The organism is Carnobacterium funditum DSM 5970 (assembly GCF_000744185.1).
In the GTDB taxonomy this organism is placed as follows: Bacteria; Bacillota; Bacilli; order Lactobacillales; family Carnobacteriaceae; genus Carnobacterium_A; species Carnobacterium_A funditum.
The window spans coordinates 303,258-325,223 of sequence record NZ_JQLL01000001.1; the positions used below are offsets into that span (position 1 = coordinate 303,258).

Here is a 21,966-nt window from a genome sequence, read left to right on the forward strand (position 1 = left end):
TTCCTATCTATTTTGGAGTAGTTCATTGTGAACTACTCTTTTTTGTCGTCAAAAATAATCTGTCTGTTTAAACTGTAAACGTTTGATTAATCATCGCCTTTCTAAGATAATTGAATAGAACGATAGGTTATATTATTTTTAAGGAGGAGTTTTAAGATGAAAAAAATACATTGGAAAAAAACAATGATTGGTTTCCTTTCACTTACTGCTTTAGTTCTAACGGCTTGCACTGATAATACTTCTGATTCAAATGATTCTGAGAGTGGTGGGAAAGAAACCGCTTCCGTTTTAAAGATTGATGTAGATGAACGCTACACAGATTATGTTAATGCTATTGTAGCTGATTTCGAAAAAGAACAGGGTGTAACCGTCGAAGTAACCGAAAAAAATATGTTTGATTCTATAGAAGCTTTGCCACTTGATGGTCCCGCAGGTATTGGAACAGATGTTTTAATTGCTCCCTATGATAGAATAGGTATTTTAGGTGAGCAAGGTCATTTGTTTGAAGTTAACTTACCAAATGATGATCGTTATGACAATATGGATAAGAATCAAGTACTTTCAGAAGGTAAAATTTACGGTGCTCCTTTTGTAATAGAAACGTTAGTCATGTTTTACAACAAAAATTTAGTTGAAACGGTTCCTAAGACATTTAACGATTTAGAGAAATTAGCCGAAGACAACCAATTTGAATTTGAAAACGAAAAAGGTACGAACACGGCATTTTTAGCTAACTGGGTTGCACCTTACCATTACATGGGATTAATCACAGGATACGGTGGATACATTTTTGGAGAAGACGGGAGAGATACAACTGATATAGGTCTAAATACTCCTGAGGCGATTGAGGCCATTGAATATGCTTCTAAATGGTATCAAGACGTATGGCCAAAAGGCGCGCTTGATGCGACTAGCGCTGAAAATTTTATGAATGATCAATTTACTAGTGAAAAAACAGCTGCAGTTATAAACGGTCCTTGGGGGGCAGCGAGTTATAAAGAAGCCGGCTTAAATTATGGCGTGGCTACTATCCCAACTTTACCGAACGGTGAGAACTATCAGCCGTTTGCCGGCGGAACGGGTTGGACCATTAGTACGTATTCAAAAAATAAAGGACTTGCGCAAAAATGGCTTGATTTTGTTAACAACACTAAGAACACACAAACTTTATATGAAATGACAGCAGAAATTCCGGCAAATCAAGAAACAAGATCTGCTATTAGTAATGGGGATGAGGAATTAACGAATGCGGTGATTAAACAATACATTTCTGCGGTACCAATGCCAAATATTCCGGAAATGGAAGAAGTTTGGACTGGGACAGAATCGATGATTTTTGATGCAGCATCCGGTAATAAAACAGCAAAAGAGGCAGCTGATGATGCCGTCAAATTGATTGAAGAGAACATCAAACAAAAATATGAAAAAAATGAATAGTCGTTGATCAAATTTTTTCAAAAAGGAAAAAAATAAAATGGTATAGTTAAAAAAATTAATAAGATTATCTAATTCTAGGTTAAATAGAAAAAAATGCGATAAGTGGGCTAAATTGTGACATAAAATCGAGATAAGTTATTCTGTTACCGGTAACAACGAAAAAACGATTGCAAGAAAGCGTTTTATCATCAATAATAAGAATGTAAACAAAAATAAAAAGCAAAACATAAAGGGAGGATATTAAATTGAAGAAAAAGAGTTGGAAAAAATATGCGGTTGGTTTAGTTTCTGCAAGTGCATTGTTGTTAGCTGCATGTGGTGGGGCAAGCGGAACAGAATCAGCTTCATCTGATTCAAAAGATAATGCAGGGAGTAAAGAATTAAATATCGCTGTTGATGCAGGATATGTTGATTACGTAAATGAGATTAAAGCAGATTTTGAAAAAGAAAATGATGTAACAATAAAAATTACTGAAAGAGATATGTTTGAACAGTTAGAGGCTCTTCCATTAGATGGACCAGCTGGAAGTGCACCGGACATCATGATGTCCGCTTATGACCGAATTGGACCATTAGGACAACAAGGACATTTAGCTGAAGTAACATTAGGGAATGAAGAGCAATATGATGAAACAGACAAAGCTCAAGTAACTATTGATGGTAAAATTTATGGTGAACCAGCAGTTATTGAAACGTTGGTATTATATTACAATAAAGATTTGATAGAAAAAGCTCCTGAAACATTTAAAGAAGCGGAAGCATTAGCTAAAGACGAAAAATATAATTTCGAAGGCGAAGATGGTAAAAACACTGGATTCTTAGCAAAATGGACTGACTTTTACTTCTCTTATGGATTAGTAGCAGGTTATGGTGGTTATGTATTTGGTGAAAATGGAACAGATGCATCTGATGTCGGTCTAAATAATGAAGGCGCAGTTGAAGCAATCACTTATGCTACAGACTGGTTCCAAAATGTATGGCCTCAAGGAATGCTAGATATCACAAGTTCTGATGCTTTCATTACAGATCAGTTCTTAGCTGGTAAAGTTGCAGCATTTATTGGCGGACCTTGGCAAGCACAAGCTTTGCAAGAAGCAGGCGTTAATTATGGTGTAGCAACAATTCCTACTTTAAATAATGGTGAAGAATACCAAGCATTTGGTGGAGGAAAAGGCTGGGTTGTCAGCAACTACTCAGAGAATAAAGAAGTGTCACAAGCATGGTTAGACTATGTTACAACAACAGAAAATCAAAATAAATTCTACGATGCTACAAACGAAATTCCAGCAAACCAAGAATCTCGTGAATATGCAACAGGTAAAGATGATGAGTTAACATCAGCAGTTATTGCACAATACAAAGAAGCACAACCTATGCCTAACATTCCAGAAATGGCTGAAGTATGGACAGGAGCAGAAAACTTAATGTTTGATGCAGCTTCTGGCAATAAAACACCAAAAGAATCAGCAGATGAAGCTGTCAAAATGATTACTGAATCTATTGAGCAAAAATACAATAACTAATTTTCAAGAAATTAATAGAGATACTGTTATCGGCAGAGAATGAATCTATTCTCTGCCATTATTATTAAGTGAAAAGAGGAGAAAAAACTATGTCTAAGGAAAATCAGCCAAAAAAGCTGAAGGATGAAAGAAAAGCCATGTTGTATTCTATGATCCCCGGCATTGGACAGTTTTATAATGAACAAAAGTTCAAAGGCTTTATATTTCTAGGAATCTTTCTAATGTTTATTTATGAAATGATCACCTTTGGCACAAATGCTATAACCGGATTGTTTACTTTAGGAAGTGTTCCAATTGAAGATCATTCTTTATTTATTATGATAGGTGGAACGTTACAATTAATTATTATTGTTATATTTTTAGCGTTTTATGCTTTAAATATCTATGATGCCAGAGCAGTGGCTATCAGATGGAACAAGCAGTTAAAAGTGAATACAACTGCAAAAGAGGTATTATACAATGTTTATGATCAAGGATTTCCATATTTATTGATTGTTCCAGCATATCTAATGATGGCTTTTACTATTATTTTTCCAGTGTTAGTTACTTTATTTATGGCCTTTACAAACTATGATTTCTATCATATACCTCCAGCAAATTTAATTGATTGGGTTGGGGTCAAAAACTTTACGAATATCTTGTTCTTAAGTTCTTATCGTGATGCCTTTACTTCTGTATTTAGTTGGACGCTTATCTGGACGCTTTGTGCAACCACATTACAAATTTCTTTAGGAATTATAACAGCTGTCATCACAAACCAGTCGTTCATTAAAGGAAAACGTTACTTTGGAGTGGTTTTCTTACTTCCTTGGGCTGTTCCTGCATTCATCACTATTTTATCTTTCTCAAATATGTTTAATGACAGTATTGGCGCAATCAATACTCAAGTTATTCCTTTATTAAACAATCTTCCTTTTGTTGAAATTGGACAAGTTGCTTGGAAAACACAAGCACTTTGGTCAAAAGTAGCCATTATTATGATTCAAGGATGGCTCGGTTTCCCTTATATTTATGTTATGACAACAAGTATTTTGCAATCAATTCCAGAAGATTTATACGAAGCTGCTAAAATTGATGGGGCTAATGCAATCCAACGCTTCAAAGAAATTACGTTGCCGATGATCTTTATGGTTGCAGCTCCAACTTTTATCACACAATATACAGGGAATTTCAATAACTTTTCAATGATCTATCTGTTTAATAATGGAGGTCCTGGAAGTGTCGGCGGTGGTGCTGGTGCGACAGATATTTTAATCTCTTGGATTTATAAACTAACGACAGGGACCTCACCACAATACTCAATGGCAGCTGCGATTACGTTGATTATTTCAACACTTGTTATCTCAGTTTCTCTAATCGTGTTCCGTAAAACAAAAGCTTTCAATATGGAGGATGCTTAAGATGAAAAATAAATTTAAATCTCAAAAAACTGCCACTTTTCTAAATCATTTTTTTACTTATTTTTTTATGATTGCACTTTCTATTATTATTATTTACCCCCTACTCATTACTGCTAGTTCTGCTTTCAAGTCAGGCAACATTACTGCTTTTTCTCTAGATTTTAATGCCGATTGGACACTTAATAATTTTCAACGTCTTTTTGGTGAAACACTATACGGAACATGGTACATGAATACTCTTATTGTTGCTACGTCAACAATGGTTGTTCAAGTTGCTTTGATTACTTTAGCAGGATATGCATATAGCCGCTATAACTTTATGGGAAGGAAAAAAAGTTTGATTTTTTTCCTTGTTATCCAAATGGTGCCTACTATGGCTGCATTGACAGCTTTCTATGTTATGGCCTTATTGCTAGGTGCATTAGACCAATTTTGGTTCTTGTCTATGCTTTATATCGGTGGAGGTATTCCAATGAATACTTGGCTGATGAAAGGGTATTTTGATACTGTCCCTAAAGAGTTAGATGAATCTGCGAAACTAGATGGAGCAGGACATTTTCGTATTTTTTGGCAAATTATATTGCCACTCGTTCGTCCAATGATAGCCGTTCAAGCTTTATGGGCATTTATGGGACCTTTTGGTGACTTTATGTTAGCCCGATTCTTGTTAAGAAGTCCGGAAAAAATAACTGTAGCAGTTGGACTTCAAACATTCATAAGCAATCCGCAAAACCAAAAAGCTTCTCTATTCGCTGCAGGTGCAATTTTGATTGCCGTTCCAATTTCAATTCTCTTCTTTATGTTACAAAAGAATTTTGTTTCTGGCCTTACTTCTGGAGGAACAAAAGGTTAATAGGTAACTGTTTAGCAAGCAAAATAATGGATCTCACTTTCACATAGACTTTTAAAGGCTAGTGAGATGTACTGTATAGAAATATTGAAGAAAAAGAAGGGGTTTTTATGAAAACTGATGTATTTCCACTGACTTATTTTAAAAATATCTGGACGCCTAGGCTTATCTTCAAAAAGCGTCACCAATTAAACTGGTTTCAATTATTGTTAGTCTTGTTCTTTTTGACTAGCATATTGATGGTTCCTGTATCATTAAATTTTTTGAAGATGGAGACTTACCCTATTGAAGAAAGTTATCCTGATACATTTAAATTAATGGATGAATCAGTTGTTGTAGCTTTTCAGCAGGCAACAAGTAAAAAAGGGGCATTGGTTACTGACCCAGGATTACACTTGGCTAAGAAAAACGGTGTAGTGAGTATAACGGAGTCGGATTCTGTCATCAAAGAAGATTTAAAAGCAGAAAATGCGCTTATTTTTTCTGAAAATGAATTTTATTTAAAAAACAAAGATGTACCGGTTTCTACCATTCGGTATACAAAAGATTTTACTCCAAGTCAAATAAAATCCGTTGAAGATATGAAAGCTGCCATTTCGCGACAATGGTTTTTCCAAAATCGCACTTACGTTATAGGATCTTTGTTGTTATTGGTTTTCAGTATATTATTCGTTAGTACAATTCTGATTGTTTTAGGATCTGCTGTGTTTTTATATCTGACCAAAAAAAATTCTTTTTCATCTATTAAAACGTACAAAGAATCTGTCAATTTAATTCTTAATGCATTAGGGTTGCCTTCTTTAATTGCATTAATTTCAAGTTTCATTCAGTTTGATATAATTGTGATGCTGACAATCCAATCGATTGGCCTAGCATTAATGATATTAATGGTATTTTATACAACGCGTTTCAATGATAAAGTCCCAGTTAAAAATAATATAGAAGTTGCTGGAGGTAAAAAACATGATTAAACGTTTATTTGAAGTAGATCCCTGGAAAATCAAATCTTCTTCTTTAGAGGAAAAAAACAAACGTCTTCAAGAAAGTCTAACATCCATGGGTAATGGTTACATGGGAATGCGTGGGAATTTTGAAGAAGGTTATTCAGGAGACAGTCACTTAGGTACTTATATTGCAGGTGTTTGGTACCCAGACAAAACACGTGTCGGCTGGTGGAAAAATGGCTACCCAGAATATTTTGGAAAAGTAATCAATGCGACTAATTTTATCCCTGTAGAATTATTTGTAGATGATCAAAAGGTAGATTTAGCAAAAGATACAATTAAAGATTATTCGATTGAATTGAATATGAAAACTGGTATTTTGTATCGATCCTACACATTGATAAAAGATGAAGTTGAAGTCCAATTTCATTTTAAGCGTTTTGTTAGTATTGCTATGAAAGAACTTGCTCTAATTGAAGTATCGGCAGAAGTATTAAAAGGGCAAGCAAAAATTACATTTACACCGATGATGGATGGAAATGTGACTAACGAAGATAGCAACTATGAGGAAAATTTCTGGTTAGAAATTGATCGTTTTGCAGGTGAAAAGAGTCACTTAACAACAAGAACAATCCCAAATCCTTTTGGAATTGAACAGTTTACAGTGACAACAATGATGCAAACCATTGCTGAAAAGGCCATTTCACGCCAAACAAGCGAAAACTTCATGAAAGTACAAGAAACAATCGACTATCAATTAGCTACTGGAGAAAAAGCAGAGATAACTAAATTGGTTAGTGTAATTACGAGTAGAGATGTTGAGATAGATAACCAAAAAGAGATAGCGTCTAGTATGCTAGATAAAGCCATAGAAAAAGGCAGTCATGTATTAGAGCAAGAACACATTACTGCATGGGCTGAACGATGGCATAAAGCGGATGTAGTTATTGAAGGAGACGACGAGAGTCAACAAGGTATTCGTTTTAATATTTTCCAGTTGTTCTCAACTTACTATGGGGAAGATTCAAGATTAAATGTTGGACCAAAAGGATTCACAGGTGAAAAGTACGGTGGAGCAACCTATTGGGATACAGAAGCGTATATTATACCAATGTATTTATCGGTCGCTGATGAAGCAGTAACAGAACAATTATTAAAATACCGCTATGATCAATTAGATGGAGCTTTTCACAACGCTAGACAACAAGGACTAAAAGGCGCGCTTTATCCAATGGTTACATTCAATGGAATAGAATGCCACAATGAATGGGAAATTACTTTTGAAGAAATTCACCGTAATAGTACGATTGCCTTTGCAGTCTACAACTATACGAACTACACAGGAAAAGAAGACTATTTAATAACTAAGGGCATAGAAGTTTTGGTTAGCATCTCACGCTTTTGGGCAGATCGTGTACATTTTTCTTCACGGACAAATCAATATATGATTCATGGTGTCACGGGTCCAAATGAGTACGAAAATAATGTGAATAATAATTGGTACACAAATCGAATGGCAACATGGACATTAAATTACACTTTAGAAAGTTTAAGCAAAATAACAGAAGCTAAAAAAGAAAAATTAGGCTTAACAGACGAAGAAATCGCTCAATGGCTAGATATTATTGCTAAAATGTACTACCCATATGATAAAGAATTAGATGTTTTTGTACAACACGATACGTTTTTAGATAAAGATTTACTTCCAGTCGCTTCATTAGGTTTAGATGAACTGCCGATTAATCAGAATTGGTCATGGGATAAAATTTTACGTTCTTGTTTTATTAAACAAGCTGACGTATTACAAGGAATCTATTATTTAAATGATGAATTTACTATTGAAGAAAAAGAACGCAACTTTGATTTTTATGAGCCAATGACCGTTCATGAAAGTTCACTTTCACCTTCTATTCATGCCATATTAGCTGCTGAATTAGGAAAAAAAGAAAAAGCAGTAGAGTTCTATGCTAAAACGGCTCGTTTAGATTTAGATAATTACAACAACGACACACAAGATGGTTTACACATTACATCAATGAGTGGAGGATGGCTCACGATTGTTCAAGGCTTTGCTGGGATGCGTACTTATGATGGGAAGTTATCGTTTAAACCATTCTGTCCAGATGATTGGGATGGGTATAATTTTATGATTAAATATCGTTCACGATTATTGCATATTACTGTAACAAAAAATGACGTTACCGTTACTTTAAATGAAGGGGACAAGTTGTTTATTACATTATACGACGAGAGAGTAGAATTGTTAGATACACTAACTGTGGCTATTCAATAAAATGATTTTAAATAAGGAGGTATCATTTTTGATAAAAGGGTTTGTATTTGATTTAGATGGCGTGTTGACTGATACAGCGGAGTACCATTATTTAGCTTGGCAAGAACTGGGTGAAAAAATAGGTATTTCTATTGATCGAGTTTTCAATGAGCAATTAAAAGGAATTAGTCGAATGGATTCATTAGATCGGATTTTAGCTTACGGGAATAAAAGTATGATTTACTCTAAAGAAGAAAAGATCCGATTAGCTGATGAAAAAAATGAAGAGTATAAAAAATTAATCACTAAAATTTCTTCAAGGGATTTATTGCCTGGCATAAAGGAGTTTATGGCCGATTTAAAACAAGCTGATATGAAAATAGCGTTGGCCTCCGCCAGTAAAAATGGACCTGATATTTTAAATCAACTTGGTATAGCCGGTCTGTTTGATACTATTGTTGATCCAGCAGCATTAACACATGGGAAACCTGACCCAGAGATTTTCATTAAAGGCGCAAAGCAATTAGGCCTATCTCCAAAAGAATGCATTGGTGTTGAAGATGCAGAAGCTGGGATTCAATCAATTAATGCAGCTGGAATGTTTTCAGTGGGAGTTGGAACCCAAGAATCAATGAAATTAGCAGATGTTTTCGTATCTAATACTACTCAATTAGATTTTGTAGCTATTTTAAATAAAGCTCAAAAAAAATAAAGGAGTAGATAAAGAATATGAAGAAAAAATGGTGGAACCATTCTGTTGTTTATCAAGTCTATCCTAGGAGTTTTCAAGATAGTAATGATGATGGCGTTGGCGATGTACAAGGAATGATACAACGATTAGATTACTTAGCAGATTTAGGAATAGACGTCATTTGGTTGAGCCCAATTTATCAATCTCCTAATGATGATAATGGATATGATATTAGCGATTACCAAATCATTTCTTCTGAATTTGGTACGATGTCGGATGTAGAAGAGTTGATAGAAAAAGCTAGTAATCATGGAATTAAAATTTTGATGGATCTAGTTGTGAATCATACTTCTGATGAACACGCTTGGTTTAAAGATGCATTAAAAAGCAAAGATAATGTTTATCGCGATTTCTATATTTGGCGTGAACCAAAAGAAGATGGAAGTCCTCCCAACGAACTTTTATCTGTGTTTGGTGGTTCTGCTTGGGAATTAGATCTTAATTCAAACCAATATTACTTACATTTGTATAGCAAAAAACAGCCTGATTTAAATTGGGAGAATCCCAAAGTACGCAAAGAAATATATAAAATGATGAATTTTTGGTTAGAAAAAGGAATCGGTGGATTTCGTATGGATGTAATCGACACAATTGGCAAAATTCCCGATGAACTCATTACTACAAATGGTCCTAAATTGCATGATTACATCAAAGAGATGAATTTAAATACGTTTGGACAATATGATGTACTGACGGTGGGGGAAACGTGGGGAGCAACACCAGAAATTGCTAAACTTTATTCTGATCCTGAAAGAAACGAATTGTCTATGGTATTTCAATTTGAACACATCGGATTAGACCAACATCCTGGGAAACCAAAATGGGATACAAAAGAACTTGATTTTGTTGAATTGAAATCCGTCTTTTCTAAATGGCAAATGGAATTGGGAAATAAAGGATGGAATAGTCTGTTTTGGAACAATCACGATATACCAAGAATTGTTTCTAACTGGGGTGATGATTCAAAAGAATACCGTGTTGTCTCAGCGAAGATGTTTGCGACTTTCTTGCACCTTCTGAAAGGAACGCCATACATTTTTCAAGGAGAAGAGATTGGACTTATCAATACACCCGTTACTAATATAGAAGAACTAGACGATATTGAAAGCAAACAATTGTATGATGAAAGAATAAAAGCAGGTTATTCTGTTTCTGATATTCTATCTTCTATTAATAAAAAAGGACGCGATAATTCAAGACGTCCTATGCAATGGAACAATGAAAAAAATGCAGGCTTTACCAAAGGAAACCCTTGGTTGGCATTGAATCCGAATTATTCCACTATAAATGTAATAAAAGATCAAGAAAATGAAAACAGTGTTTATAACTATTACAAAAAATTAATTCGCTTACGTAAAGAAAATGATTTAGTTGTTTATGGAGAATATAAAGAGTTATTACCTGAAGACAAGCAACTTTATGTATATGAACGTAGTTATTGCGGAGAAACTTGGTTAATTGTAATAAACTTTTATAAAAAAGGAACAGTCTATCAAGATTTACTCGATAGATCTGGGTCAATTTTAATAAGCAATTATTCAGATAGTTCAAGCAATTTGTCCGAACTAAAGCTTCGTCCATTTGAATCAATTGTCTTTAAAATGAAAGTGATTAAATAAAAAAATAATGAAATAAATGAAATAAACTTGTGTGCGGTTGTGATTAAATATGAACAATTCAAAAAGAAAAATAAAGAATGTTCATTTATTGGGTTTTAATTGTATATATATACGTGATGGGAATAATATATTAAACATAATGTTCGCTTATCTTTTTGGATAAACGAACATTATATTTTTTTGTTGACCGATCCTTTAAATGTTGTTATAGTAATTGATGTCGTTAAATTAACGGTGAAAAGGTGTGTGAATTTTTTTTGAATAGTAGATAAACTCTTTGACATTAGTTGAAGTCTTATGCTACACTAATAAATGTTAAATAGTTAATTGCTGAATTGTTTTATTGGATATTTATCCAAATAGAAAAATATTTATTCAAAAAAAGTGTTGACAAATGAATTAGAAATTGCTATTATTTAGAAGTTGTCAAAACGACAACGGCAAACAAATTAGACCTTTGAAAACTGAACAAAGTAAAACAATAAACTGTGTACGGCGGTTCGACCAAGGGTCGAACCAAAAGAAACAAAGTGAATAATTATTCGCTAGCAAGTCATTTTAATGAGCTTCAAGCATCGTTAAAAAGCGAAGCAATCCTAACGGGTTGGTTCAACTTTTATGAGAGTTTGATCCTGGCTCAGGACGAACGCTGGCGGCATGCCTAATACATGCAAGTCGAACGCTTCTTTCCTATTGAGTGCTTGCACTCGACTGGAAAGAGGAGTGGCGGACGGGTGAGTAACACGTGGGTAACCTGCCCATAAGTGGGGGATAACATTCGGAAACGGATGCTAATACCGCATAATTCTGATTGCCGCATGGCGAACGGATGAAAGGTGGCTTCGGCTACCGCTTATGGATGGACCCGCGGCGTATTAGCTAGTTGGTGAGGTAATGGCTCACCAAGGCAATGATACGTAGCCGACCTGAGAGGGTGATCGGCCACACTGGGACTGAGACACGGCCCAGACTCCTACGGGAGGCAGCAGTAGGGAATCTTCCGCAATGGACGAAAGTCTGACGGAGCAATGCCGCGTGAGTGAAGAAGGTTTTCGGATCGTAAAACTCTGTTGTTAGAGAAGAACAAGGATGAGAGTAACTGCTCATCCCCTGACGGTATCTAACCAGAAAGCCATGGCTAACTACGTGCCAGCAGCCGCGGTAATACGTAGATGGCAAGCGTTGTCCGGATTTATTGGGCGTAAAGCGAGCGCAGGCGGTTCTTTAAGTCTGATGTGAAAGACCCCAGCTCAACTGGGGAAGGTCATTGGAAACTGGAGAACTTGAGTGCAGAAGAGGAGAGTGGAATTCCATGTGTAGCGGTGAAATGCGTAGATATATGGAGGAACACCAGTGGCGAAGGCGACTCTCTGGTCTGTAACTGACGCTGAGGCTCGAAAGCGTGGGGAGCAAACAGGATTAGATACCCTGGTAGTCCACGCCGTAAACGATGAGTGCTAAGTGTTGGGGGGTTTCCGCCCCTCAGTGCTGCAGCTAACGCATTAAGCACTCCGCCTGGGGAGTACGGCCGCAAGGCTGAAACTCAAAGGAATTGACGGGGACCCGCACAAGCGGTGGAGCATGTGGTTTAATTCGAAGCAACGCGAAGAACCTTACCAGGTCTTGACATCCTTTGACCACTCTAGAGATAGAGCTTTCCCTTCGGGGACAAAGTGACAGGTGGTGCATGGTTGTCGTCAGCTCGTGTCGTGAGATGTTGGGTTAAGTCCCGCAACGAGCGCAACCCCTATTATTAGTTGCCAGCATTCAGTTGGGCACTCTAGTGAGACTGCCGGTGATAAACCGGAGGAAGGTGGGGATGACGTCAAATCATCATGCCCCTTATGACCTGGGCTACACACGTGCTACAATGGATGGTACAACGAGTCGCAAGATCGCGAGGTCAAGCTAATCTCTTAAAGCCATTCTCAGTTCGGATTGCAGGCTGCAACTCGCCTGCATGAAGCCGGAATCGCTAGTAATCGCGGATCAGAACGCCGCGGTGAATACGTTCCCGGGTCTTGTACACACCGCCCGTCACACCACGAGAGTTTGTAACACCCGAAGTCGGTGAGGTAACCCTTTTGGGAGCCAGCCGCCTAAGGTGGGATAGATAATTGGGGTGAAGTCGTAACAAGGTAGCCGTATCGGAAGGTGCGGCTGGATCACCTCCTTTCTAAGGATATAACGGAACCGTCACAGTTGTTTTACTTTGCTCAGTTTTGAGAGGTCTAATCTTCTCAAACAGTAAGTTAGTTGTTCTTTGAAAACTGGATAGTGTTTAACATGTAAGAAAAGCAAGAAACCAAGAAAACATCGCGTTTTATTTTTTAATGTATTTCTTCACCATGAGGTGAATGAAATAGTTAACATGACCATAGGTTAAGTTAATAAGGGCGCACGGTGGATGCCTTGGCACTAGGAGCCGAAGAAGGACGGGACTAACGCCGATATGCTTTGGGGAGCTGTAAGTAAGCTTTGATCCAGAGATTTCCGAATGGGGAAACCCAGCACTCTTTATCGGGTGTTACTATTGACTGAATACATAGGTCAATAGAGGTAGACGCAGAGAACTGAAACATCTAAGTACCTGCAGGAAGAGAAAGAAAAATCGATTCCCTGAGTAGCGGCGAGCGAAACGGGAATAGCCCAAACCAGAAAGCTTGCTTTCTGGGGTTGTAGGACTGAACACATAGAGTCATAAATGAACGAAGTAGGAGAAGCGACCTGGAAAGGTCCGCCAAAGAGGGTAAAAGCCCCGTAACTGAAACTTCGTTCACTCTGATCAGTATCCTGAGTACGGCGGAACACGAGAAATTCCGTCGGAATCCGGGAGGACCATCTCCCAAGGCTAAATACTCCCTAGTGACCGATAGTGAACCAGTACCGTGAGGGAAAGGTGAAAAGAACCCCGAAAGGGGAGTGAAACAGCACCTGAAACCGTGTGCTTACAAGTAGTTAGAGCCCGTTAATGGGTGATAGCGTGCCTTTTGTAGAATGAACCGGCGAGTTACGATCCCATGCGAGGTTAAGTTGATGAGACGGAGCCGTAGCGAAAGCGAGTCTGAATAGGGCGAATGAGTATGTGGTCGTAGACCCGAAACCAAGTGATCTACCCATGTCCAGGTTGAAGGTGCGGTAATACGCACTGGAGGACCGAACCCACGTATGTTGAAAAATGCGGGGATGAGGTGTGGGTAGCGGAGAAATTCCAATCGAACTTGGAGATAGCTGGTTCTCTCCGAAATAGCTTTAGGGCTAGCCTCGGAATTAGAATCATGGAGGTAGAGCAACTGTTTGGACTAGGGGCCCTTCTCGGGTTACCGAATTCAGATAAACTCCGAATGCCATTGATTTATATCCGGGAGTCAGACTACGAGTGATAAGATCCGTAGTCGAGAGGGAAACAGCCCAGACCACCAGCTAAGGTCCCAAAGTTTATGTTAAGTGGAAAAGGATGTGGGGTTGCTTAGACAACTAGGATGTTGGCTCAGAAGCAGCCATCATTTAAAGAGTGCGTAATAGCTCACTAGTCGAGTGACCCTGCGCCGAAAATTTACCGGGGCTAAACATAACACCGAAGCTGTGGATAGAACTTAGGTTCTATGGTAGGAGAGCGTTCTAAGGGCGTCGAAGCTAGACCGTGAGGACTGGTGGAGCGCTTAGAAGTGAGAATGCCGGTATGAGTAGCGAAAGACGGGTGAGAATCCCGTCCACCGAATGACTAAGGTTTCCTGGGGAAGGCTCGTCCTCCCAGGGTTAGTCGGGACCTAAGTCGAGGCCGATAGGCGTAGACGATGGACAACAGGTTGAGATTCCTGTACCAGTTTGTTTTGTTTGAACAATGGAGGGACACAGTAGGCTAAGGAATACGCACTGTTGGATATGTGCGTCCAAGCAACAAGTCTTGAGGTGAGTCAAATGCTTGCCTCTATTAAGGACAAGTTGTGATGGGGAGGGAAATTAAGTACCGAAGTTCCTGATGTCACACTGTCAAGAAAAGCTTCTAGTTAGAAACAATCTGCCCGTACCGCAAACCGACACAGGTAGTCGAGGAGAGAATCCTAAGGTGTGCGAGCGAACTCTCGTTAAGGAACTCGGCAAAATGACCCCGTAACTTCGGGAGAAGGGGTGCTGACCAATTGGTCAGCCGCAGTGAATAGGCCCAAGCAACTGTTTATCAAAAACACAGGTCTCTGCTAAATCGAAAGATGACGTATAGGGGCTGACGCCTGCCCGGTGCTGGAAGGTTAAGAGGATGGGTTAGCTTTCGAGCGAAGCTCAGAATTGAAGCCCCAGTAAACGGCGGCCGTAACTATAACGGTCCTAAGGTAGCGAAATTCCTTGTCGGGTAAGTTCCGACCCGCACGAAAGGCGTAATGATTTGGGCACTGTCTCAACGAGAGACTCGGTGAAATTATAGTACCTGTGAAGATGCAGGTTACCCGCGACAGGACGGAAAGACCCCATGGAGCTTTACTGCAGTTTGATATTGAGTGTTTGTACAGCTTGTACAGGATAGGTAGGAGCCTATGAAGCCAGGACGCTAGTCTTGGTGGAGGCAATGGTGGGATACTACCCTTGCTGTATGACCACTCTAACCCACAGCCATAATCTGGCTGGGAGACAGTGTCTGACGGGCAGTTTGACTGGGGCGGTCGCCTCCTAAAGTGTAACGGAGGCGCCCAAAGGTTCCCTCAGAATGGTTGGAAATCATTCGTAGAGTGTAAAGGCAGAAGGGAGCTTGACTGCGAGACCTACAAGTCGAGCAGGGACGAAAGTCGGGCTTAGTGATCCGGTGGTTCCGTATGGAAGGGCCATCGCTCAACGGATAAAAGCTACCCTGGGGATAACAGGCTTATCTCCCCCAAGAGTCCACATCGACGGGGAGGTTTGGCACCTCGATGTCGGCTCATCGCATCCTGGGGCTGTAGTCGGTCCCAAGGGTTGGGCTGTTCGCCCATTAAAGCGGTACGCGAGCTGGGTTCAGAACGTCGTGAGACAGTTCGGTCCCTATCCGTCGCGGGCGCAGGAAATTTGAGAGGAGCTGTCCTTAGTACGAGAGGACCGGGATGGACACACCGCTGGTGTACCAGTTGTTCTGCCAAGAGCATCGCTGGGTAGCTATGTGTGGACGGGATAAACGCTGAAAGCATCTAAGCGTGAAGCCCCCCTCAAGATGAGATTTCCCATCACGTAAGTGAGTAAGACCCCTGAGAGATGATCAGGTAGATAGGTTGGAAGTGGAAGTACAGCGATGTATGGAGCGGACCAATACTAATCGGTCGAGGACTTAACCAATTTTTAAACGATGAAGAAACGGTTTTAAGCCCTTATAGTTAAACACTATCCAGTTTTGAGAGAACAACGTTCTCTTATATGTAAGATGTGTGGTGGCGATGGCAAGAAGGTCACACCTGTTCCCATGCCGAACACAGCAGTTAAGCTTCTTAGCGCCGATGGTAGTGAAGGGTTTCCCTTTGTGAGAGTAGGACGCTGCCGCGCATCTTCATCATTCCGCAATAGCTCAGCTGGTAGAGCGCATGACTGTTAATCATGATGTCGCAGGTTCGAATCCTGCTTGCGGAGTACATAGTTATCTATGGAAAAATAAATAGAGAGTTCTATTAGAACTACCTTGGAGAGTTGTCCGAGCGGCCGAAGGAGCATGATTGGAAATCATGTAGGCGGTGCACACTGTCTCAAGGGTTCGAATCCCTTACTCTCCGTTATACTAGTTTTGGCCCGTTGGTCAAGTGGTTAAGACACCGCCCTTTCACGGCGGTATCACGGGTTCGAATCCCGTACGGGTCATTTTGTATTACCGGAGGTTTAGCTCAGCTGGGAGAGCATCTGCCTTACAAGCAGAGGGTCGGCGGTTCGATCCCGTCAACCTCCATGTTTAACTTTAAAGGTCTCGTGGTGTAGGGGTTAACATGTCTGCCTGTCACGCAGAAGATCGCGGGTTCGATTCCCGTCGAGACCGTTGTTTTTTATAAAAACATATTTAGGCCTGGTAGCTCAGTTGGTAGAGCACTTGATTGAAGCTCAAGGTGTCGGCAGTTCGATTCTGTCCCAGGCCACCATTTTTAAATAGCGGAGGGGTAGCGAAGTGGCTAAACGCGGCGGACTGTAAATCCGCTCCTTCGGGTTCGGCAGTTCGAATCTGCCCCCCTCCACCATTTTTTTAAGCAAGGGATCCTTTTTTTATAGGGATATAGTTCAATGGTAGAATTATGGTCTCCAAAACCATCGATGTGGGTTCGAATCCTACTATCCCTGTGTTACTTTTTAAAATAAACCTTTTATTATGGCGGTTGTGGCGAAGTGGTTAACGCACCGGATTGTGGTTCCGGCATACGTGGGTTCGATCCCCATCAGTCGCCTTTTTTTATTGGGCTATAGCCAAGCGGTAAGGCAAGGGACTTTGACTCCCTTATGCGTTGGTTCGAATCCAGCTAGCCCAGTTTTATTTTATTTTTTAAACAATCAAATTTAAGGATGGCGGTATAGCCAAGTGGTAAGGCAGAGGTCTGCAAAACCTCCATCACCGGTTCAAATCCGGTTACCGCCTTATTCGATTTTATTGATTGTTTACCTATCTTGCCGGCGTGGCGGAATTGGTAGACGCGCTGGACTCAAAATCCTGTGCCCGCGAGGGCGTGCCGGTTCGATTCCGGCCGCCGGTATAAAACAAGACATCAAACGTTTTTATAACGTTGTGGTGTTTTTTTTACACAAAAAATTTTATATAGCAAAAGCAATTGAATCCGTTTAAAAATGATTGATAAGCTTGTATTTCAATGATTAAGTACGTTATACTTACTATGAAAAATAGGAGTAGAAAAAAAGAAATGAGGTATTCACTTGACTAAAATAACAGATCAGTTCGAGACAATATTAAAAGAGAAACAAATTCCTCTAGCTAAAAAGGAAATCGAGAATGGTCAAGTTACTTATAATGGAAAATTCCAATTAACAAAAGATAAGGCATTGCCATTTGGAATTGTATTTGATAAAGAAAATGAGATTTCAGATTATCAAATTGTTTATCATCATTTGGCTTTTGTAACGAACTTTGGCAAGAAAACAGCTGTTTTAGAGGTAATTAATGAGCTAAATGAATTGCAAGCAGGTTACTATCGTATTTGCTTAGGATCTGATGGAGAAATATACATGAGATTATTAGGAAGAACATCTGCTAATATTCAACCGCTCTACGAAATGCTTGTAACAGGTTCAATAATTGCTAAAGCTATTTTGCCAAGAATTGAAGCAGTTCTTGATGGAACAGATACAAAATAAAGAAGTTAGAGGATAATCGTAAGGAGATAAAAAGATGAAAACTCACAAAAGTTTATTTCATGCTGAAATGGTTAATGAAAGTGGTGTTGATGGATTAGCTTATGTGAAAAATGAGGGATTGAAGGTAACCGTATCAAGTCCAACTTCGAAAGCACTAGGAACAAATCCTGAAGAATTGTTAGGCCTTTCTTTAAGCACGTGTTTGAATGCTACAATTCAATCCTTATTAAAGGCCAGAGGCAAAGATAACAAGAGTAGGGTTGAGGTTCAAATAGATTTTATGCGGGAATCATCAGGGATTGGTTTTTACTTTGATGTCGTTGCTTTAGCGCAAGTAGATGGATTAGGGTTCGAAGAAGCGAAAGAGCTTGTAAAAGAGGCTGAACAGCGTTGCCCGGTGTCTAAATTATTAATGGGAAGTCAAACAGTCGTCGTTAAAACAATTGAAGGTTAAACTATTTTAAAAATCAAAAAACCTGTTGCTCTCATTGAACACTGATGAGCAACAGGCTTTTTTAACGGTAATTAGAAAATTGTAATGCAATTGGTAAGTTAGCTTCACGTAAAAGAGCGATTACTTTTTGTAAATCATCTCTATTTTTACCAGTTACTCTGATTTGGTCATCTTGAATTTGCGTTTTCACTTTTATTTCAGCTTGTTTGATAAGTTGTGTAATTTTTTTTGCATTGTCTTTATCAATTCCATTAATCAAATCAGCCGTTTGTCTTACATTTCCTCCAAAAGCTTTTTCAATTTTTTCGAAATGTAGATTTTTTGAAGAAATTTCTCGTTTGACAAGCTTGTTAGTCAATATGTCTTTTACTTGTTCCAATTTAAACTCGCTTTCTGAAACAATCACTAATTGATTTTTTTCTAATTTAACTTCACTGATGCTTCCTTTGAAATCAAAGCGAGTATCGATTTCTTTTTTTACCATTTGAATTGCATTTTTTACTTCTTCTAAATTAGTTTCTGAAACAATATCAAAACTAGCATCTTTTGCCATTATTTTGCCTCCATTTATTTTATGAAATTGGTTACAATACTTACAGTGTACCATAATTTGCAGCCAGGCTAAAGACAGCACGTTCAAATAATAATAAAGAGAGAGAAATTTTTCTTTATTAATCTTCAAAATCTTGTTAATCTGTATAAAGAATAGTCTCAGGAGGTTATAAAATGAAAAAATTAAAAACACCCATTTTTTGGAAAGAACAAGCTAAAAAAATATTTTTTGTCTTATTTGCATCAATTACTAATTCGATTGCGTTGAATAACTTTCTTATTCCTTCTAATATTTATGCTCCGGGAGTCAACGGGATATCCCAGTTACTAGCACATATGTTTGAAAATGGCTTACACATTACAATTGATACCGGTATATTTATCTTATTGATTAATATACCTATTGCCTTGTTAGGCTGGTTTAAAATAGGCAAAGATTTCACGCTTTATAGTTTTATGACTTCTGTTTTGATTTCTTTATTTATTATTATCCTACCCATTTCTCCTTTAACAACTGATCCTATTATGAACTCTCTTTTTGGAGGTGTAATAGGTGGTGCAGGTATAGGGTTTGCATTGAAGTATGGTTTCTCTACTGGGGGACTGGATATTATTTCGATGGTTTTATCTAAAACAACTGGACGATCAGTCGGGAGTTTGTTAATGGCTATAAACGGAATGATTGTTATTGCAGCTGGATTTATCAATGGTTGGCAATATGCTATGTATACGTTGCTTTCTATCTATGTAATGACAAGAGTAGTAGATACGATTCACACCAGTCATCAAAAAGTAACAGCAATGATTGTTACGAATGATCCAGACGCTTTAATTAAAGCTATTCATGCTAAATTAATTCGTGGTATAACGGTTATTCCAGCTAAAGGTGGCTATACAGGACTAGATCGTTCAGTTTTGATGATTGTGATAACTAATTATGAGATGTATGAGCTAGAACAAGCAGTAAAAGAAGCAGATGCAGCAGCATTTGTTAACTTTATGGGTACAAATAAAGTAGTAGGAGAATTTTTAAGTTCGGATCAACAAAAAGCTAGAAGGACAAATCAGTAAGTTTAATAAAAATACGTAAAAAAGGCAGCTCATAACTTTATATGGCCTGCCTTTTTTACGTATTTAATTTACAGACTAAGGTGTTTTTCCAGATAAAGAGCTAGTCCATCATTGTCGTTGGATTCTTCGGTTATGTCATTAGCGATATTTTTAAGAGCTTGAATACCATTTTTCATGACTACGCCATTTCCAGCATATTGAATCATTTCATAATCATTGTCTTCATCTCCGAAAGCAATAACGTTTTGTTGCTTTATACCATAAGCACTAGCAACTCGTTCGACACCAAGAGCTTTTTGAACGCCAGCTGAAACAACTTCTAAACAAGGGGTGTTCCCACCCCAAGTTCTGACTTCAACTAAATTGCCATATCGTTGGATAATTTTATTAATAATTTTTTCTTGATTTTCTTGTGCTGTAAAAACACAAACAGAAGTAGGACTCTCTTTTAAGTTAGCAGCAGATAATTTTAGTACATCTTTTTGTCCATGAGGAAAAAAATCTGGATAAGGTAAAAATGATTCATCCGTATAAACCGAATCAAGTAATTCAGCCGCAATGAGTTGAATATCGAAATCCTTTTTCAAATCAAGCATATCAATCGCAATATCTCGACTAACTGTTTTATGGTATTGACTCGTCCAATTTTTTTCGTTTGGTAAATGACATAGAGCGCCATTGAAATTAATCATAGGGGTAATCATTTTTAATTGATCATAATAATGTTTGCTATTCCGGTAAGGTCTACCAGTCGCAATCGAGATAATATGGCCAGCATCCTTTGCTTTAAGGAAAACTTGTTTTGTTTTATCTGAAATTAGAGATTGATGATTTAAGGTCGTTCCGTCTAGGTCAACGGCAATAAGTTTTTTATCCATTTTTCCCTCCATCTATTACAGGGTAATTATTTTTTATGTTAAACTAAAGTTAACTTATGTGTACATACTGTAACATAAATGGACAACTAACGAAAAGAGGGAAATGAATGATTTCAATAAAATCTCTAACGATAGAAGGAATGCCATTGCTGGAAATAAATCCTAAAGGGAAAGAAATGGCATTATTGCCGACAGTCGTATTTTTTCACGGTTGGGAAAGCAATAAAGAAAGTTGTTTAGTCAATGGATACGAATTAGCTAAAAAAGGTTTTCGTGCCATATTGCCTGATGCTTATCTTCATGGAGAACGAAAAGAAAAAGATTTAACAAAAGAAGGTGTAGAGTTTTGGAACGTTATTGCAAGTAATTTAACTGAATTGCCTTTAATCAGAGAATACTATATAAATAAAGGACTCAGCGATTCTAAACGTTTTGGGGTAACTGGTCTTTCTATGGGCGGATTCACGACTTGTGCTGCTTTGACGCAGTTTCCGTGGATCAAAACCGCAGTCGTATTAATGGGAAGTCCGGACCCTGTTAATTTTACGAAATGGTTATTGTCCTCTAAATGGACAGAAGGTATGGAACTGCCTGTTACTGAAGAAGTGTATACTAAATCGTTAGCAACTTTATTGCCTATTTCTTTAGCTATGCATCCAGAAAGTATTGCCAATCGTTACATTCATTTTTGGCATGGAACAAAAGATGATTTAGTTCCTTATCAACCTACTTTTGATTTTTATGAAGAAGTAAAGTTGCAATCATATGGATCAAATTTAAGTTTTTCGGCTAGTGTAGGTGTTGGTCATAAAGTTCCCTATACGAAGTCTGTAGAGATGGCCGATTTCTTTTCAGCTCATTTGTAATTTGGTTCTTAGTGTAAAATGAACAGATTTACTTTTTCACTCAA

Annotated in this window: 14 protein-coding genes, 12 tRNA genes and 3 rRNA genes; 27 read left to right on the forward strand and 2 right to left on the reverse strand. The window is 38.2% G+C overall.

Going from position 1 to position 21,966, the window contains the following annotated elements; genetic code table 11:
• Positions 1–156 precede the first annotated feature (156 nt).
• The 25 genes from BR44_RS01280 (at position 157) to BR44_RS01400 (ending at position 18,555) form a co-directional block, all read left to right on the forward strand.
• Positions 157–1,437, forward strand: coding sequence for an extracellular solute-binding protein (locus BR44_RS01280; protein ID WP_034549931.1), 1,281 nt, complete (start codon positions 157–159; stop codon positions 1,435–1,437).
• A 245-nt stretch (positions 1,438–1,682) separates the two neighbouring features.
• Positions 1,683–2,960: an extracellular solute-binding protein gene (locus BR44_RS01285; protein WP_034549933.1), complete on the forward strand. Its 1,278-nt coding sequence runs from the start codon at positions 1,683–1,685 to the stop codon at positions 2,958–2,960.
• 89 nt (positions 2,961–3,049) lie between these two features.
• Positions 3,050–4,360 (forward strand): sugar ABC transporter permease, encoded by a 1,311-nt coding sequence (locus BR44_RS01290; RefSeq protein WP_034549935.1) that lies wholly within the window; start codon positions 3,050–3,052, stop codon positions 4,358–4,360.
• Position 4,361: 1 nt separating this feature from the next.
• Complete coding sequence (locus BR44_RS01295; RefSeq protein ID WP_034549937.1) at positions 4,362–5,213, forward strand: sugar ABC transporter permease; 852 nt, start codon at positions 4,362–4,364, stop codon at positions 5,211–5,213.
• Positions 5,214–5,320: 107 nt separating this feature from the next.
• Entirely contained in the window at positions 5,321–6,181 is an 861-nt protein-coding gene (locus BR44_RS01300; protein ID WP_051912453.1) for a component of transporter, read from the forward strand.
• Positions 6,174–8,447, forward strand: coding sequence for a glycoside hydrolase family 65 protein (locus BR44_RS01305; protein ID WP_034549940.1), 2,274 nt, complete (start codon positions 6,174–6,176; stop codon positions 8,445–8,447). Before BR44_RS01300 ends, BR44_RS01305 begins: the two co-directional genes overlap by 8 nt.
• 28 nt (positions 8,448–8,475) lie before the next feature.
• Positions 8,476–9,138, forward strand: a complete 663-nt coding sequence (gene pgmB, locus BR44_RS01310) for a beta-phosphoglucomutase (protein WP_034549941.1) — start codon at positions 8,476–8,478, stop codon at positions 9,136–9,138.
• A 17-nt stretch (positions 9,139–9,155) separates the two neighbouring features.
• Positions 9,156–10,796, forward strand: coding sequence for a glycoside hydrolase family 13 protein (locus BR44_RS01315; RefSeq protein WP_034549944.1), 1,641 nt, complete (start codon positions 9,156–9,158; stop codon positions 10,794–10,796).
• A 614-nt stretch (positions 10,797–11,410) separates the two neighbouring features.
• Positions 11,411–12,972 (forward strand): 16S ribosomal RNA (locus tag BR44_RS01320).
• A gap of 204 nt (positions 12,973–13,176) precedes the next feature.
• Positions 13,177–16,097: ribosomal RNA gene (locus BR44_RS01325) — 23S ribosomal RNA — on the forward strand.
• Positions 16,098–16,185: 88 nt separating this feature from the next.
• A 5S ribosomal RNA gene (rrf, locus tag BR44_RS01330) occupies positions 16,186–16,301 on the forward strand.
• Together the 16S, 23S and 5S rRNA genes with 12 tRNA genes alongside form the textbook arrangement of a ribosomal RNA operon.
• Positions 16,302–16,312: 11 nt before the next feature.
• Positions 16,313–16,385: transfer RNA gene (locus BR44_RS01335), tRNA-Asn, on the forward strand.
• A gap of 51 nt (positions 16,386–16,436) precedes the next feature.
• Positions 16,437–16,525, forward strand: a tRNA-Ser gene (locus BR44_RS01340).
• A 13-nt stretch (positions 16,526–16,538) separates the two neighbouring features.
• Positions 16,539–16,610, forward strand: a tRNA-Glu gene (locus tag BR44_RS01345).
• A gap of 12 nt (positions 16,611–16,622) precedes the next feature.
• Positions 16,623–16,695: transfer RNA gene (locus BR44_RS01350), tRNA-Val, on the forward strand.
• A gap of 14 nt (positions 16,696–16,709) precedes the next feature.
• Positions 16,710–16,782: transfer RNA gene (locus tag BR44_RS01355), tRNA-Asp, on the forward strand.
• Positions 16,783–16,806: 24 nt separating this feature from the next.
• Positions 16,807–16,882: transfer RNA gene (locus BR44_RS01360), tRNA-Phe, on the forward strand.
• A 12-nt stretch (positions 16,883–16,894) separates the two neighbouring features.
• Positions 16,895–16,978: transfer RNA gene (locus BR44_RS01365), tRNA-Tyr, on the forward strand.
• Between the two features lie 29 nt (positions 16,979–17,007).
• Positions 17,008–17,078: transfer RNA gene (locus BR44_RS01370), tRNA-Trp, on the forward strand.
• A 31-nt stretch (positions 17,079–17,109) separates the two neighbouring features.
• Positions 17,110–17,182: transfer RNA gene (locus BR44_RS01375), tRNA-His, on the forward strand.
• Between the two features lie 9 nt (positions 17,183–17,191).
• A tRNA-Gln gene (locus tag BR44_RS01380) sits at positions 17,192–17,263 on the forward strand.
• A gap of 36 nt (positions 17,264–17,299) precedes the next feature.
• Positions 17,300–17,370, forward strand: a tRNA-Cys gene (locus tag BR44_RS01385).
• Between the two features lie 31 nt (positions 17,371–17,401).
• Positions 17,402–17,485, forward strand: a tRNA-Leu gene (locus BR44_RS01390).
• Positions 17,486–17,663: 178 nt separating this feature from the next.
• Positions 17,664–18,101 (forward strand): hypothetical protein, encoded by a 438-nt coding sequence (locus tag BR44_RS01395; RefSeq protein ID WP_034549946.1) that lies wholly within the window; start codon positions 17,664–17,666, stop codon positions 18,099–18,101.
• A gap of 34 nt (positions 18,102–18,135) precedes the next feature.
• Positions 18,136–18,555 (forward strand): OsmC family protein, encoded by a 420-nt coding sequence (locus tag BR44_RS01400; protein ID WP_034549948.1) that lies wholly within the window; start codon positions 18,136–18,138, stop codon positions 18,553–18,555.
• Positions 18,556–18,616: 61 nt separating this feature from the next.
• Here the strand turns inward: BR44_RS01400 and BR44_RS01405 are convergent, their stop codons facing one another.
• The gene (locus tag BR44_RS01405) at positions 18,617–19,108 is read right to left on the reverse strand and encodes a YajQ family cyclic di-GMP-binding protein (RefSeq protein WP_034549950.1); all 492 of its coding nucleotides are present in this window, start codon (positions 19,106–19,108) and stop codon (positions 18,617–18,619) included.
• A gap of 173 nt (positions 19,109–19,281) precedes the next feature.
• Here BR44_RS01405 and BR44_RS01410 point away from each other — a divergent pair, with 173 nt between their 5' ends.
• The gene (locus BR44_RS01410) at positions 19,282–20,178 is read left to right on the forward strand and encodes a YitT family protein (RefSeq protein ID WP_034549952.1); all 897 of its coding nucleotides are present in this window, start codon (positions 19,282–19,284) and stop codon (positions 20,176–20,178) included.
• 68 nt (positions 20,179–20,246) lie between these two features.
• Here the strand turns inward: BR44_RS01410 and BR44_RS01415 are convergent, their stop codons facing one another.
• On the reverse strand, positions 20,247–21,056 hold the full coding sequence (locus tag BR44_RS01415; protein WP_034549954.1) for a Cof-type HAD-IIB family hydrolase: 810 nt from the start codon (positions 21,054–21,056) through the stop codon (positions 20,247–20,249).
• 107 nt (positions 21,057–21,163) lie between these two features.
• Between BR44_RS01415 and BR44_RS01420 the strand changes: the two genes are divergently transcribed.
• On the forward strand, positions 21,164–21,922 hold the full coding sequence (locus tag BR44_RS01420) for an alpha/beta fold hydrolase (RefSeq protein ID WP_034549956.1): 759 nt from the start codon (positions 21,164–21,166) through the stop codon (positions 21,920–21,922).
• Positions 21,923–21,966: the final 44 nt, after the last annotated feature.